This is a genomic window from Micromonospora sp. DT46 (genome assembly GCF_049841735.1).
In the GTDB taxonomy this organism is placed as follows: Bacteria; Actinomycetota; Actinomycetes; order Mycobacteriales; family Micromonosporaceae; genus Micromonospora; species Micromonospora reichwaldensis.
Genome location: NZ_JBNCKW010000003.1, coordinates 265,781 through 279,375, shown reverse-complemented (window position 1 = coordinate 279,375; position 13,595 = coordinate 265,781). Strand labels below are relative to the sequence as shown.

Genomic DNA, 13,595 nt, shown 5'->3' with positions numbered 1-13,595 from the left:
GCGCCGAGGCTAAGGGCCGCCGTGTAACCCCGGGCGTCTGTCTGGTCAGGATGGTCGAGCAGGACCACTGGTCCGGCTGGTCGCCGAGCGTGGCGGCGACGGCATCGCCGACGGCCGGCCGGGCCGGCAGTTGGCCTTGGCCTCGCCGACCGGGTGCTGCTGGTGGCCACCTACTGGCGAGCAGATCGCGATCGTCGACGGCACCCTGATCCCCACACGCGACCACCGCTTGGCCACCCACAGCAAGAACTACCGGTACTCGACGAACCTGCAGGTCGCCATCGACGCCAGCACCCGCCTGGTCATCGCCGTCGGGGACCCGCAGCCCGGCAACCGCAACGACACGGTCGTCTACCGCGCCTCGGGCATCGACCAGAAGCTGACCGGGCGGCCAGTGATGGCCGAAGGCGGCTACCGGGGCAACCCGCAGGTGATCATGCCGTACCGCAAGCCCGCCGACGGCACCGACCTACCAGCCTGGAAGCAAGCCCTCGACGTCGAACACAGAACCGTCCGAGCAGGCACCGAACACGCCATGGCCAGGATGAAGCTTCAAGATCCTGCGTGACTACCGTCGCGCCGCCCACACATTGAGCGACGCCGCTTCCGGCATCGCCAACCTCCACAACATCATCCTCGCCGGCTGACCACCGGTCCGGTGCCGGGCAACGCCTTCACCCAGTTACGAGGCGTCCCTTAGACCGGGACGAAGGTGGCGGCCAACACCCGCCAGTTGCCGTCCTCACGCACCCAGAGTCGGGTGTAGCGCAACCGCGCGGACATGGCGGCACCGCCCTGAACGGCATCCACCGCAGCGACCATGCGAGTCACCCCAGTCTGACCGTCTTCCTGGACGTCGAGCGACTCCTCCACCAGGCTGGTGATTCGCAGTGCACCGGAGCGGTAGCTCTCCAAGTCGTCTTCCTTCGTGAAGACCGTGCCGTCCGGTCCGGCACCCACGACCTGCGGGTGCAGTAGCGCGTCGAGGGACTCGACGTCGGCGGCGCGCTGGGCGGCTTGGAGTTGCCGTTCCGCGGTGAGGAGATCCATTCCACCGATCCTCCGCAGCGCGCCGCAACAAGACAAGCGGGTTCGCTCGCGGCAGAACGGCGACGTCAGCCCGGTAGGGCGTAGACGGCACAACCGAACCTCGGCACGACCCTGGACGGCCCAACGGAGAGGTTCTTCTGCCCTGCTCCGCAGCGCGGAATCATCGGTCCTGTCGAACCTGGACACATGTCGGTGCCACGGAAGCGAGGCCCGGGTTGGACAACGGCCGATCAAGATCCCATGGCCCGGCCGGAAGCCAGGCTGTATTGATGCCACACCGCACCACCACAATAGGGCAGACCATCGCCGTCCTATACCACGACGAACCCAGCCGCAACAAAGGATGATGAAGGGCTCGCTGGAAAAAGCTTAGTGGTATTCGCGCATGCCCAACGCGCGGACAGTGCGCCATACGCCGCTGGCGCGCCTCGTGGCGACCGCCACCGCCCGACTCGCATCGTTCGGAAGTGCCGTCACGATCGCCCTGCTGGCCAGGCCGACCAGCCCACCCTCGCGCTTCGCCTCTGTTCCGGGCGCGACCACGCCCAGGTACGGACGGCGCAGCGTCCGGGGCGCGATGACAGACAGCATCCGGTGCAAATGGTCGACCTGGGCCACGATCGCCACTGGCCGGTCGTCACCAAAGTGCCCTTCCGTCTCGGAACGAAGAAAGTTCGTGACCGTGTCGATGGAGTGCCGCTCGACGCGGATCACGTCCTCGGGTACGTCCCGGGCCAGCAGCTCGGCCTTCATGATGTCCGCCTCGGGCATGCCGCAGAACCGCTCTCCGGGCGAGTCCGGTGGTGTCCACGGCAGGCCCTTCAAGTCGACGGGCGACTTGTACCCGGAGCACACGATCCGGCCCTGCCGCGGCCTGGTCACCTGCTCGTACAGCTCGCGCGCCACCTGCACGCGCAACAGGCCGTCCGGGCTGAGCCCGATCCCGTCGACGCTGCGGCCCCGTCCGGGGATCAGGATGTGGGCGATGTCCTCGATGGTCAGCCCGGTGGTGCCCGGCGCGATGTCAAACACGGTGGCCGGACGCGTTTCGCCGAGTGCGACCGTGGCCGGGGTACGACTCCGCCAAGCAGTCCTGCAGACGTTGGTGACGGAATTCGAAGTGGTTCCCGTTCTTGCGGAGGATTCCGCCGTCATGGCAGGTCTGCAGGAACTGCTCGAAGCGCCAGGGCAGCAGGTGGTGTGACAGAAGCCAAAGGTGAGCGACCTTGTAGCAAGCCCACTCGTTCCAGAAGAACACGGCGACGCTCGCCCCCATGGGCACCAGGTATATCCCGTTGGGGAAACCGAGTGGCATGACTGCAACGTAGTAGACCAGGTATCCGACGGCCAGGATGACACACGCGAGAAGGAAGAGGCCGATCCCGGATCGCCGGTCGTTGCGGATGACCACGAGCGGGTCGGCCGTCCGGGCCCCCGTCTTCGCGTCCAGCCACGGCGCGGCCCGCAGCACGGCGGCGGCGATCCGGCCGCCGAGGATGCCGACGCCGACAGCCACCGGGGTCGCCAGGACTGCACCCAGCCGGGCCTGGCCAGGTGACAGGCCCAGCAGCCAGCCGGCCGGCTCAGCGAGCCCGAGCATGGTGATCCGGCAAACCGCGTAGCTGAGCGTGATCAACAATAGACCCTGCGCCAGCCGAAGCGTGTGGGAACGCATGTCGCCGTCCTTGTTTACGCCTCCCCGGGCATATCCGGCCCGGGCAGGATCCGCCGGTCCACGGGCTCGCCCAGCCGCGTATCCCCGGGCCCATCCAAAGCCGAAGCACAGGCCAGCGAGCGACAGCAGAGTCGCGGTGCCGGCGAACACGGGGACAGAGCGGTTGAGGACACCGACCGTGACGCCCGCGAGCGCCGCCGCGGCAAGGGCCAGCCGGTACAGCGGCGCGTAGTACCTGATCTCCCAGAAGGCGATGATGCGTCTGACCGCGTGCTCGCTCAGAAAACTCAGCCATCGCTTTGCGTCCTGCGGCGGGAATTCGTTGACCGGGGCGAGGTCCCCGTCGGGACTTGCAACGCGGAGGCCGAAGACGGCGGTGACGAGGCTGCCGAGGAGGTGGTTCTCGATGGCGGCCTGAGTCGGGAACCTGTCCTCGTCCAGCAGTTCGGTCGCGTCGCGTGCCGTGGCGAGGGCAGCCGGCTCGGGGCCGGTCGCGTAGACGCTCTTGGTCAGCCAGGCAATCAGCGGTGATGACAGCGCGGCGGCTACGGTCGACCTGGGCTCGGCCTCGACCAGCGCCGAGATGGCGCGCCACCGTGCCCGCTCGGGCTTGGGCACGTTCAGGAGGTAACGCGCCACTTCGCTCGCTTCGACAGGAGCCAGTTCGATGACCTCGGCTCCGGGCAGGGCGGCGTAGAGCGCCCGGGAATGCGACGGCCGAGGAATGCCGGTGAGCACTGCGGGTCGGTCGTCGACGAAGAGGTTGATCGCTTGGGACGCCTTGCCGCAGAACGCCTCGTCGATTTCGTCGAAGCCATCGAACACCGGGATGATCTCGCCTGCGTCCAGCGCCGCCGCGAGGGCGGCGACCTGGCTGGTGCCGTTCTGTCGAGAAGTCGAGCGGAGCACGTCGAGCATCCAGGCCTTCAGGCGGGTGGTGCGCGGATTCCAGGTGGCAAGCGTGAAGACGACGGGCTGTTTGTCCGTGCGGTCCGCGATGAGCTTGACCATCCGGGTAGCAAGGGTGGTCTTGCCGGACTGAGAATCCCCGACCACGATCAACTGACCGCCACCCGCCACCAAGTCACCGAGGTCGTCGTCGCATGTGGGTGAGATGCCAGCAGCCGGTTCGGGCCCGTCCGTCCCGCTCGTCTGCAGCGACCACGGCACGACGAGGAGGCCACGGTTCGTGAGCAGCCTGACCTGCTCGGAGACGACCTTGTTGACGCTCGCGCGCAACACCTCGAGCGCCCCTGGAGAGGAAGGGATCGACGGATGGGCGGTTACCGACCTCTCCGGCGGCGCGCTGAAGAGGTTGACCTGGATGTTGTGGTCACCGGCCACTCCCCCGCGGGCCTTAGGGATGTTGAACCGGCGGGAGTCCTGCTGATCGCGCTGTTCTGCCACCACGCATCCGTGCCGGTCGGCTAGTGGAAGGTGTTGGTCTGGACGTTGTCGTTCCCTACCTGCACCCCGCGGCTGTGCCGTAGGTCGATTCGGGGCCCTTGTCGATCGATCAGCTCGAGGATCCGTCGGGCCAGTGCGATCGCCTGTTCGTCATCGGCGGCGCCGGCAGCGCGCAGGTCCGCGCCGAGTACGGCCTCCCACGCCGTCGGCTCGGTCAGTTCCTGGTCCAGTGCGTCCCGAGCCTGCCGGCGGTTCTGCAGCCGGCCGACCAGCACCGCCTTCAGTTGGGTGTACGAATCCTGGATGGCAGCACTGGCGGTGTTGCTGACTCCCGCACCCGCTCCCGCAGCCAACGCGGCCACAATCAGTTCGACCCCGGACACGAGCACCACCGTCCTTCGCAGACCGGAACGGCCTTCATTATGACAGCAGGTCGCGCTCCGGTCACACTGAGAGATCGTTTTCCCAAGCCTTGAGCGTGGCGATGCCATTCGCGAGCTCACGGATTGTCGCGCGCGCCCGAATGGCCGCCCTCCATCGGCGTGGGAGCGACACGAGCGAATGAAAGGAATTGGTCGTTCTTCGGGCTACGGGGTCATGACGGTCGTCCGCCGAATGCCCACACGTGGACCTCGATCTCGGCGTACCGGTCCGGGGTCAGCACGGCACGCGCCTCGTCCGGGTCCTCCGCCCGGACCAGCGCCGCCGTGCCCAGCCACATGACACCGTCGTCCGACAGCAGCGGCCCGTACGCGATCAGCTCGTCCCGGTCCGCGCTCACGTCCAGGTCGGCGGCCTCCCCCGCCCCGAGGCCGAGCACCAGGTACCGGTCACCACCCGTCCGGCCGCCCGGGAAGTCCCACATGGTGCGCCCCAGCGTGTTGTGCCACCGGCGCAGCAGCACGTCCCGGTACGCGCCGGCCTGGTAGTTGGGCTCGTCGAGGGCGAATGCCCGGGCGGCGGCGGGATCGGGCAGGTCGACGATGTGCACGCTGCCGGTCGGCGTCTTCCCGTCGGCGGCGAACGTCGGCCCACGGGCGATCATCCGCTCCGCGTACCGGTCCATGTAGGACCAGTGCTCCTCGCGCAGCTCCTTGCGCAGAGCCAGAGAGCCGGACCGGTCGCGGTGGTAGCAGAAGAACTCCATACCGCAGATCCTGACGCCGGCGCCGAAACCCCGGGGCGGGTGGGTGCCGCTTCCCGCGTGTGGCACCGGATCTGTCACCCGTCGGTCGTACGCTCGCCGGCATGACGACGATGGAGACCCACACCCTCGCCGCGCCCGGCGTCGACCTGGTCTACGACGTGCGCAGTCCACTGTCGGCCTCCGGCGGGCACCGCACGCTGCTCATGATCGGTCAACCGATGGCGGCGGAGGGCTTCAACGCGCTCGCGACCCACTTCACCGACCGGACGGTCGTCACCTACGACCCGCGCGGCCTGGGCCGCAGCGTCCGCAGCGACGGGCGGTCGGACCACACGCCGCAGCAGCAGGCAGCCGACCTGCACCTGCTGATCGAGGCGCTCGGCGCGGCTCCGGTCGACGTGTTCGCCAGCAGCGGCGGGGCGGTGACCGCGCTGGAGCTGGTCTCGGTCCACCCCGGCGACGTGGCGACGCTGGTGGCGCACGAGCCGCCGATCACCACCGTGCTGCCCGACGCCGCCGCGGCCGAGCGCGCCCAGGCCGCCGTCCACGAGGCGTACCAGGCGAAGGGCATGGGCGCGGGCATGGCCGCCTTCATGGCGTTGGTCTCCTGGCAGGGCGAGTTCACCGACGCCTACTTCGCCCAGCCCGCGCCCGACCCGGCGGCGTTCGGCCTGCCGACCGAGGACGACGGCTCCCGCGACGACCCGCTGCTGTCGAAGGCCTCCGGGACGGTCACCGACTACCGCCCCGACGCGGCGGCGCTCACGGCGGCGCCGACCCGGATCGTGATCGCGGTCGGCGAGGAGACGGAAGGGACCTACACGGCGCGTACGGCCGTCGCCACCGCGGCGCTGCTCGGCCAGGAGGCCGTGGTGTTCCCGAGCCACCACGGCGGCTTCCTCGACGGCGAGTTCGGCTACGCCGGCAAGCCCGCCGAGTTCGCGGCCAGGCTGCGCGAGGTGCTGGACGCCGGCTGACCGCCGACGGCGGGGGCGGGCCGGTCGCCGCCGGCGGCCGCCACCGCGCTGCCGGCGGCAAAGCGACGACGGGCGCCGCTCAGAGCGCCACGATCGCCGCCGTCTCCGCCGGCAGCTCGATGCGGTCGCGCATCACCGTGACCCCCTCCCCCGTCGCGAGCAGCACCCGGCGTGCCACCCCCGGCAGCGTGATCCGCTGCGGCTTGGCGGCCAGGTTCGCCGCCACGAGGGTCCCGCCCCGGCGCATCACCAGGAACTGGTCGCCGGGGCGTACGTCCACGGCGTGCAGCCTCGGGTCGGACAGGTCGGGGCGGCTCTTGCGCAGCGCGATGAGCCGCTTGTGGAACTCGTACATCTCGCGGTGTTCGGGTTTGTCCAGCTCGGCCCAGTCGAGCCGGGAGCGGACGAAGGTCTGCGGGTCCTGCGGGTCCGGCACGTCGCCCTCCGGCCAGCCGTGCGCGGCGAACTCACGCTTGCGCCCGGTGGCGACGGCGGTCGCCAGCTCCGGCTCGGGGTGGCTGGTGAAGAACTGCCACGGGGTGCTGGCGGCCCACTCCTCGCCCATGAACAGCATCGGGGTGAACGGGGCGGTGAACAGCAGCGTAGCGCCGACGCGCAGCAGCCCCGGGGAGAGGGTGGCGGAGATCCGGTCGCCGGTGGCCCGGTTGCCGATCTGGTCGTGGTTCTGCAGGTACGCGACGAACCGGTGGCCGGGGGTGCGCTGCCGGTCCACCGGCCGGCCGTGCTGGCGGTTGCGGAAGCTGGACCAGGTGCCGGCGTGGAAGAACCCGCCGGTGAGCACGTCGGTGAGGCATTCCAGCGAGCCGAAGTCGCCGTAGTAGCCCTGCCGCTCGCCGGTGAGCAGGGTGTGCAGGGCGTGGTGGGCGTCGTCGTTCCACTGGGCGTGCAGGCCGAAGCCGCCGGCCTCCCGGGGCGTGATCAGCCGGGGGTCGTTGAGGTCGGACTCGGCGATCAGCGACAGCGGCCGGCCGAGGTGGGTGGCGAGGGCCTCGACCTCGATCGCCACCTCCTCGAGCCAGGGTGTGGCGCGGGAGTCGGGCATGGCGTGCACGGCGTCGAGCCGCAGGCCGTCGACGTGGTAGTCGCGCAGCCACATCAGGATGCTGTCGACGATGTAGCGACGCACGCCGTCGGAGTGCGGTCCGTCGAGGTTGACGGTGCGGCCCCAGGTGTTGCTCTGCTCGGTGAGGTACGGCGCGAACATCGGCGCGTAGGCCCCGGAGGGCCCGAAATGGTTGTAGACGACGTCGAGGATCACCCCCAGGCCCTTGGCGTGGGCGGCGTCGACCAGCCGTTTCAGGCCGTCCGGCCCGCCGTAGGGCTGGTGCGGGGCATACCAGCAGACCCCGTCGTAGCCCCAGTTGTGCTCGCCGTTGAAGGCGTTGACGGGCAGCAGCTCGATCATGTCGACGCCGAGGTCGACGAGGTGGTCGAGGCGGCCGATGGCGGCGTCGAAGGTGCCCTCGGGGGTGAAGGTGCCGACGTGCAGCTCGTAGAGGACGGCGCCGGGCAGCTGCCGGCCGGTCCAGGCCTGGTCGGTCCACTCGAACGCCGCGTGGTCGTAGCGCCGGCTCGGCCCGTGCACGCCCTCCGGCTGCCAGGGCGAGCGGGGGTCGGGCAGCGCCCGCTCGTCGTCGTCGAGCAGGAAGGCGTAGTCGGTGCCGGGGCCGGCGGCGGGCACCTCGACCCGCCACCAGCCGTCCGGGCCGGAGCGCATCTCGTGGTCGGCGACGCCCGGCAGGCGCAGCCGGACGCGGGCGGCCTGCGGCGCCCACACCGTGAACTCGGTCATGAAGCCTCCACGGACTCGGTGGTGGGAGCCAGCAGCGCGACGGGGTAGGTGGCCAGCAGGTCGGCCAGCGGGGTCTGCCCGCCACTGTAGGACCGGCCCGTGAACAGGTCGGTCACCTCGTGAACGGAAAGTGACAGAGTCGTGTCGCCCCAGCCGCCGGCGCGTGCCAGCCCGAGCGGCAGGCGGGTGGCGACCGCGACCGCGCCGCCCCGGTCGAAGGCGAGCGCGTGCCGCCCGGCGCGCCCGTGGGCCGGCACCGGCCGGTAGCCGGTGAACAGCTCCGGGCGGTCGCGGCGCAGCCGCAGGGTCCGCGACACCACGAGCAGCTTCGCCGCGCCGCCGGCGTCCACCGGCGGGAGCGGGCCGGCGTCGAGGCGGGCCAGCAGCTCCCGGCGTACGGCGAAGTCGACGGGACGGCGGTTGTCGGGGTCGACCAGCGAGTTGTCCCACAGCTCGGTGCCCTGGTAGGTGTCGGGCACCCCGGGCATGGCGAGCTGCACCAGCTTCTGCCCGAGCGAGTTGGACCAGCCGACGGGGGCGATCTCGTCGGCGAAGGCGGTCAGCTCGGCGTGCAGCTGCGCGTCGTCGTACATCGCGTCGACCACGTCGTGCATGGCCCGCTCGAAGACCGGGTCGGGGTCGGCCCAGCTCGTCGACGCCGACGCCTCCCGGGCGGCCTTCTCGACGTACGCGTGCAGCCGCTCCCGCTCGATCGGCCAGGCGCCGACGGCGGTCTGCCACAGCAGGTGCGCGAAGGCCGGGTCGGGCAGCGGCGCGCGGGCCGTCCACCGGGCGACCAGGTCGGCCCACCGCCCCGGCAGCTCGCTGAGCACGGCGAGGCGGGCCCGGACGTCCTCGGAGCGCTTGGTGTCGTGGGTGGAGAGGGTGGTCATGCTCGCCGGCCAGCGCACCTGCCGGGCGGCGGCGAAGCGGTGGAACTCGGCCGGCGGCACGCCGAAGTGCGCGGGGCTGCCGCCGACCTCGTTGAGCGCGACGAAGCGGCTCCACCGGTAGAAGGCGGTGTCCTCCACGCCCTTGGCCATGACCGCGCCGGTGAGCTGCGGGAAGCGCTTCGCCAGCTCGTCGTCGGGGTCGCGCAGCCGGCGCGTGAGCGCGTCCAGCACGGCGGTCAGGTCGGGGCGGCGGCGGCCGGCCTCGGCGCGGGCGGCGGCCAGGTGCCGGGCGCCGTGCGGCGGGTAGCCCCGGTAGACCGGGAACGCGGCGGCCAGCTCGGCCAGCGCCGCGCGGGCGACGTCGTGCTCGACGTCGTCGGCGAGCGCGGCGAGGCGGGTCAGCTCGGCCGACAGCAGGCGGGTGGCCGCGGCGAGCTTGGTGTCGTGGGTGAGGTCCTGCCAGGAGGTGTGCCGGCCGACGAGGTGGGTGTCCAGGGCGGTGAAGTCGCCCTCCGCGTCGGGGTCGACGAAGAGCCCGCAGACGGCGGCGAGGGCGTCGTAGCCGGTGGTGCCCTCCACGGGCCAGTCCGGCAGCTCCTCGCCGTACTCCAGGATCTTCTCCACCACCAGCCACGCGTCGGGCGCGGCGGCGCGCAGCCGGGCCAGGTAGGCCGAGGGGTCGCGCAGCCCGTCCGGGTGGTCGACGCGGATGCCGTCGACCTCGCCGGCCGCCGCCCACCGCAGCACCAGCTCGTGGGTGGCGGCGAAGACCTCCGGGTCCTCCACCCGCAGCCCGGCCAGGTCCGAGACGGCGAAGAACCGGCGGTACGTCAGCTCGGTGTCGCCGCGCCGCCAGGAGACCAGCTCGTAGTGCTGCCGGTCGTGCACCTCGCGGGGGCTGCCGTCTCCCGTGTCGTCGGCGATCGGGAAGCGGTGCTCGTGGTAGCGCAGTTCCCCGTCGGCGAGCTTGAGGTCGTCGAGGGCGTCCGGGGTGTCGGCGAGCACCGGCAGCAGCAGCCGCCCCCGGTCCCAGTCGACGTCGAACCAACCGGCGTACGCCGAGTCGCGGCCCCGGCGCAGCACGTCCCACCAGGCGGGGTTCGCGGCGGGCACGGCCACGCCGGCGTGGTTGGGCACGATGTCGACGACCATCCCGAGCCCGGCGGCGCGCAGTGCCCGCAGCAGCCGCTGCCGGGCCGCCTCGCCGCCCAGCTCGGGGTTGACGGCACGGTGGTCGACCACGTCGTAGCCGTGCGCGGAGCCGGGGGTGGCGGTGAGCAGGGGCGCGCTGTAGAGGTGCGTGACGCCGAGGCCGGCCAGGTAGTCGGCCAGCTCGGCGGTGGCGTCCAGGTCGAAGCCGGGGCGGACCTGCACCCGGTAGGTGGTGCCCACCCGGGGCGCGTCGGGTCGAGGGGTGCTCGACATGTCAGGCCTTCCTCTCCAGCACCACCACGCACCGGTCGGGCACGCAGAGGGTGCCGCCCGCCTCGACGACCGTGGTCTTCTCCGGTTCCGGTTCCGCGGTGCTGATCACCACCTCCCAGCGCGGCCCGAACTCGGGGCCGGGCACGGTGAAGTCCAGCGGGGCGTCGTGGGCGTTGAAGCAGAGCAGGAAGGAGGCGTCCAGGTGGCGCTGGCCGTACTGGCCGCGTTCGCGGATGCCCTCGCCGTTGACGAAGAGCGCCACCGAGCGGCCGAAGTCGTTGCCCCAGTCCTCGCCGGTCATCTCCCGCCCGTCGGGGGTGTACCAGGCCAGGTCCGGCAGGGGCTCGTCGACGAGCCGGGAACGCACCGGCAGGCCGGTGAAGAAGCGCCGCCGGCGGAACACCTGGTGGCGGCGGCGGAAGTCGACCAGCTTGCGGGTGAACTCCAGCAGGTCGGCGTCGGCGGCGTCCCAGTCGACCCAGGCCAGCTCGCTGTCCTGGCAGTAGGCGTTGTTGTTGCCGCGCTGGGTGCGGCCCAGCTCGTCGCCGTGGCCGATCATCGGCACGCCCTGGGAGAGCACGAGGGTGGCCAGGAAGTTGCGCCGCTGCCGGGCCCGCAGGGCGCGTACCGTCTCGTCGTCGGTGTCGCCCTCGACGCCGCAGTTCCAGGACCGGTTGTGGCCCTCCCCGTCGCGGTTCTCCTCGCCGTTGGCCTCGTTGTGCTTGTCGTTGTACGACACCAGGTCACGCAGCGTGAACCCGTCGTGGCAGGTGACGAAGTTGATGCTGTGGAACGGGCGGCGCCCGTCGTCCTGGTAGAGGTCGGCGGAGCCGGAGATGCGGGAGGCGAACTCGGCGAGGGTGGCCGGCTCGCCGCGCCAGAAGTCGCGCACGGTGTCGCGGTACTTGCCGTTCCACTCGGTCCACACCGGCGGGAAGTTGCCGACCTGGTAGCCGCCCGGCCCGACGTCCCACGGCTCGGCGATGAGCTTGACCTGGCTGACCACCGGGTCCTGCTGCACCACCTCGAAGAAGGTGGAGAGGCGGTCGACCTCGTAGAACTCGCGGGCGAGGGTGGCGGCGAGGTCGAAGCGGAACCCGTCGACGTGCATCTCGGTCACCCAGTACCGCAGCGAGTCCATGATCAGCTGGAGCGAGTGCGGGCTGCGTACGTTGAGGCTGTTGCCGGTGCCGGTGTAGTCGACGTAGTAGCGGCGGTCCTCCTCGCTGAGCCGGTAGTAGCTGGGGTTGTCGACGCCCTTGAAGCTCAGCGTCGGGCCGAGGTGGTTGCCCTCGGCGGTGTGGTTGTAGACCACGTCGAGGATGACCTCGATGCCGGCGGCGTGCAGCGCCTTGACCATGCCCCGGAACTCCTGCACCTGCTGGCCGAGGTGCCCGAGCGCCGAGTAGCCGTGGTGCGGGGCGAAGAAGCCGATGGTGTTGTAGCCCCAGTAGTTGCGCAGCCCCAGGTCGGCCAGCCGGTGGTCGTGCACGAACTGGTGCACCGGCATCAGCTCGACGGCGGTCACGCCGAGCTTCGTCAGGTGCTCGATCATCGGCGGGGAGGCCAGGCCGGCGTACGTGCCGCGCAGCTCGTCGGGGATGTCCGGGTGGCGCATCGTCAGGCCGCGCACGTGCGCCTCGTAGATCACCGAGTGGTGGTACGGGATGCGGGGCGGGGAGTCGTTGCCCCAGTCGAAGTACGGGTTCACCACCACCGACTTCGGCATGAACGGCGCTGAGTCGGTGGTGTTCATCCGCTCCGGGTCGCCGTGCTCGTAGTCGTAGACGGCCGGGTCCCACCGCACGTCGCCGTCGATCGCCTTGGCGTACGGGTCGAGCAGCAGCTTGGCCGGGTTGCAGCGCAGCCCGTTCGCCGGATCGTACTGGCCGTGCACGCGGTAGCCGTAGCGCTGCCCCGGCTCGATGCCGGGGATGTACGCGTGCCAGACGTACGCGTCGACCTCGCGCAGCTCGATCCGCCGCTCGGCCCCGGTGTCCCACTCGTCGAACAGGCACAGCTCGACCCGCTCGGCCACCTCGGAGAAGATGGCGAAGTTGGTGCCCATCCCGTCGTAGGTGGCCCCCAGGGGGTACCGCTCACCCGGCCAGACCTGCATGTCGCTCCCTTTGCGCAAGATCATGAGCGCGCACCGCACCATGAGCGCACCACACGACGGGGCCGGGTGGCGCGCGTGCGGGTATTGCCCCACGCGCTCCGCCGCCAATCCACCCGATCGGAGGATGACCGTAATGCACCCGGCTGATAGCGGGTGAACGTTTCGACGCCCCCGGTCACCGTGGCCCCGCAGTCGGTCCGGAACGAATCATGCTTGCGGTCACCATCTTGCGTCCGCACTGGTCAAGTCGATGATCATCGGACAGACTCGCAGGATCCGGCGGGGGACGAGGTCCGGGGGGTGTGCGTGCGGGTGCTCCTGGTCGAAGACGACCTACGCGTGGCGTCTGCCCTCGCCAAGGCGCTGCGCCGTCGGGGACACGAGGTGGTGTCGGCGCTGACGGCCGCCGAGGCGATCCGGGCCGACGCCGTCGACCTCGTCCTGCTGGACCTCAACCTGCCCGACCGGGACGGCCTGGAGGTCTGCCGGCGGCTGCGGCAGGTCGACGAGGACGTCGCGATCATCGCGGTCAGCGCCCGCGCCGAGGAGTACGACCGGGTGGCCGGCCTGCGGGCCGGCGCCGACGACTACGTCGTCAAGCCGTTCTCGATGGTGGAGTTGCAGGCCCGCATCGAGGCGGTGATGCGCCGCACCGCCCGCAGCACCCGGGGCACCCGCAGCACGGGCGAGCTGCGGGCCGGCAGGCTGCGCATCGACGTGCACGCCCGGCAGGTCTGGGTGGGCGACCGGGAGGTCAACCTCGCCCGCAAGGAGTTCGACCTGCTGGTGGCGCTCGCCCGGCAGGCCGGCACGGTGGTGCCCCGGGACCGCTTGCAGCTGGACGTCTGGCAGACCACCTGGGGCACCCGACACAACCTCGACGTGCACGTCGCGGCCCTGCGGGGCAAGCTCGACGACGCCGGCCTGGTCGAGACGGTGCGCGGCGTCGGCTACCGGTTGCGTACCGGGTGAGGACCCTTGGTGACCTGAACCGCGACCCGCGTCCCGGTTACCGCGTCGGGAATCTCAGGTGATCCTCAAGAATCGCAGGCTGCCCGCCACCGGTGGGCCGAGTACGGGTGTGCTGGG

10 protein-coding genes and 1 pseudogene are annotated in these 13,595 nt (G+C 71.1%); 3 read left to right on the top strand and 8 right to left on the bottom strand.

The window, feature by feature from the left end; all coding sequences use genetic code 11:
* Positions 1–37 precede the first annotated feature (37 nt).
* A pseudogene (locus ACLQ20_RS09145) lies at positions 38–647 on the top strand (transposase family protein).
* 49 nt (positions 648–696) lie between these two features.
* Here the strand turns inward: ACLQ20_RS09145 and ACLQ20_RS09140 are convergent.
* The 5 genes from ACLQ20_RS09140 to ACLQ20_RS09120 form a co-directional block, all read right to left on the bottom strand.
* Complete coding sequence (locus tag ACLQ20_RS09140) at positions 697–1,050, bottom strand: nuclear transport factor 2 family protein (RefSeq protein WP_121398058.1); 354 nt, start codon at positions 1,048–1,050, stop codon at positions 697–699.
* Positions 1,051–1,419: 369 nt separating this feature from the next.
* Positions 1,420–2,082, bottom strand: coding sequence for an ElyC/SanA/YdcF family protein (locus ACLQ20_RS09135; protein WP_425854996.1), 663 nt, complete (start codon positions 2,080–2,082; stop codon positions 1,420–1,422).
* Complete coding sequence (locus ACLQ20_RS09130) at positions 2,075–4,132, bottom strand: hypothetical protein (RefSeq protein ID WP_425854995.1); 2,058 nt, start codon at positions 4,130–4,132, stop codon at positions 2,075–2,077. Before ACLQ20_RS09130 ends, ACLQ20_RS09135 begins: the two co-directional genes overlap by 8 nt.
* Positions 4,133–4,152: 20 nt before the next feature.
* On the bottom strand, positions 4,153–4,515 hold the full coding sequence (locus tag ACLQ20_RS09125) for a hypothetical protein (RefSeq protein ID WP_425854993.1): 363 nt from the start codon (positions 4,513–4,515) through the stop codon (positions 4,153–4,155).
* A gap of 212 nt (positions 4,516–4,727) precedes the next feature.
* The gene (locus ACLQ20_RS09120; protein WP_425854991.1) at positions 4,728–5,279 is read right to left on the bottom strand and encodes a YciI family protein; all 552 of its coding nucleotides are present in this window, start codon (positions 5,277–5,279) and stop codon (positions 4,728–4,730) included.
* Between the two features lie 101 nt (positions 5,280–5,380).
* Between ACLQ20_RS09120 and ACLQ20_RS09115 the strand changes: the two genes are divergently transcribed.
* Positions 5,381–6,256: an alpha/beta fold hydrolase gene (locus tag ACLQ20_RS09115; RefSeq protein WP_327028114.1), complete on the top strand. Its 876-nt coding sequence runs from the start codon at positions 5,381–5,383 to the stop codon at positions 6,254–6,256.
* A gap of 79 nt (positions 6,257–6,335) precedes the next feature.
* Here ACLQ20_RS09115 and treZ read toward each other — a convergent pair whose 3' ends face one another.
* From treZ to glgX, 3 genes are read right to left on the bottom strand one after another with little or no spacing between them, the layout of a single operon-like run.
* The gene (gene treZ / locus ACLQ20_RS09110; RefSeq protein ID WP_311410231.1) at positions 6,336–8,069 is read right to left on the bottom strand and encodes a malto-oligosyltrehalose trehalohydrolase; all 1,734 of its coding nucleotides are present in this window, start codon (positions 8,067–8,069) and stop codon (positions 6,336–6,338) included.
* Positions 8,066–10,387: a malto-oligosyltrehalose synthase gene (treY, locus tag ACLQ20_RS09105; RefSeq protein ID WP_425854988.1), complete on the bottom strand. Its 2,322-nt coding sequence runs from the start codon at positions 10,385–10,387 to the stop codon at positions 8,066–8,068. The genes treZ and treY overlap by 4 nt, the downstream gene beginning before the upstream one ends.
* A gap of 1 nt (position 10,388) precedes the next feature.
* On the bottom strand, positions 10,389–12,506 hold the full coding sequence (gene glgX / locus ACLQ20_RS09100) for a glycogen debranching protein GlgX (protein WP_327031212.1): 2,118 nt from the start codon (positions 12,504–12,506) through the stop codon (positions 10,389–10,391).
* A gap of 306 nt (positions 12,507–12,812) precedes the next feature.
* Between glgX and ACLQ20_RS09095 the strand changes: the two genes are divergently transcribed.
* Complete coding sequence (locus ACLQ20_RS09095; RefSeq protein WP_327028111.1) at positions 12,813–13,478, top strand: response regulator transcription factor; 666 nt, start codon at positions 12,813–12,815, stop codon at positions 13,476–13,478.
* The last annotated feature ends 117 nt before the right edge of the window (positions 13,479–13,595 follow it).

Coding starts and splice junctions, on each gene's coding strand:
- treY (WP_425854988.1), bottom strand. CDS start 10,387: ATGTCGAGCACCCCTCGACCCGACGCGCCCCGGGTGGGCACCACCTAC.
- ACLQ20_RS09140 (WP_121398058.1), bottom strand. CDS start 1,050: ATGGATCTCCTCACCGCGGAACGGCAACTCCAAGCCGCCCAGCGCGCC.
- glgX (WP_327031212.1), bottom strand. CDS start 12,506: ATGCAGGTCTGGCCGGGTGAGCGGTACCCCCTGGGGGCCACCTACGAC.
- ACLQ20_RS09120 (WP_425854991.1), bottom strand. CDS start 5,279: ATGGAGTTCTTCTGCTACCACCGCGACCGGTCCGGCTCTCTGGCTCTG.
- treZ (WP_311410231.1), bottom strand. CDS start 8,069: ATGACCGAGTTCACGGTGTGGGCGCCGCAGGCCGCCCGCGTCCGGCTG.
- ACLQ20_RS09115 (WP_327028114.1), top strand. CDS start 5,381: ATGACGACGATGGAGACCCACACCCTCGCCGCGCCCGGCGTCGACCTG.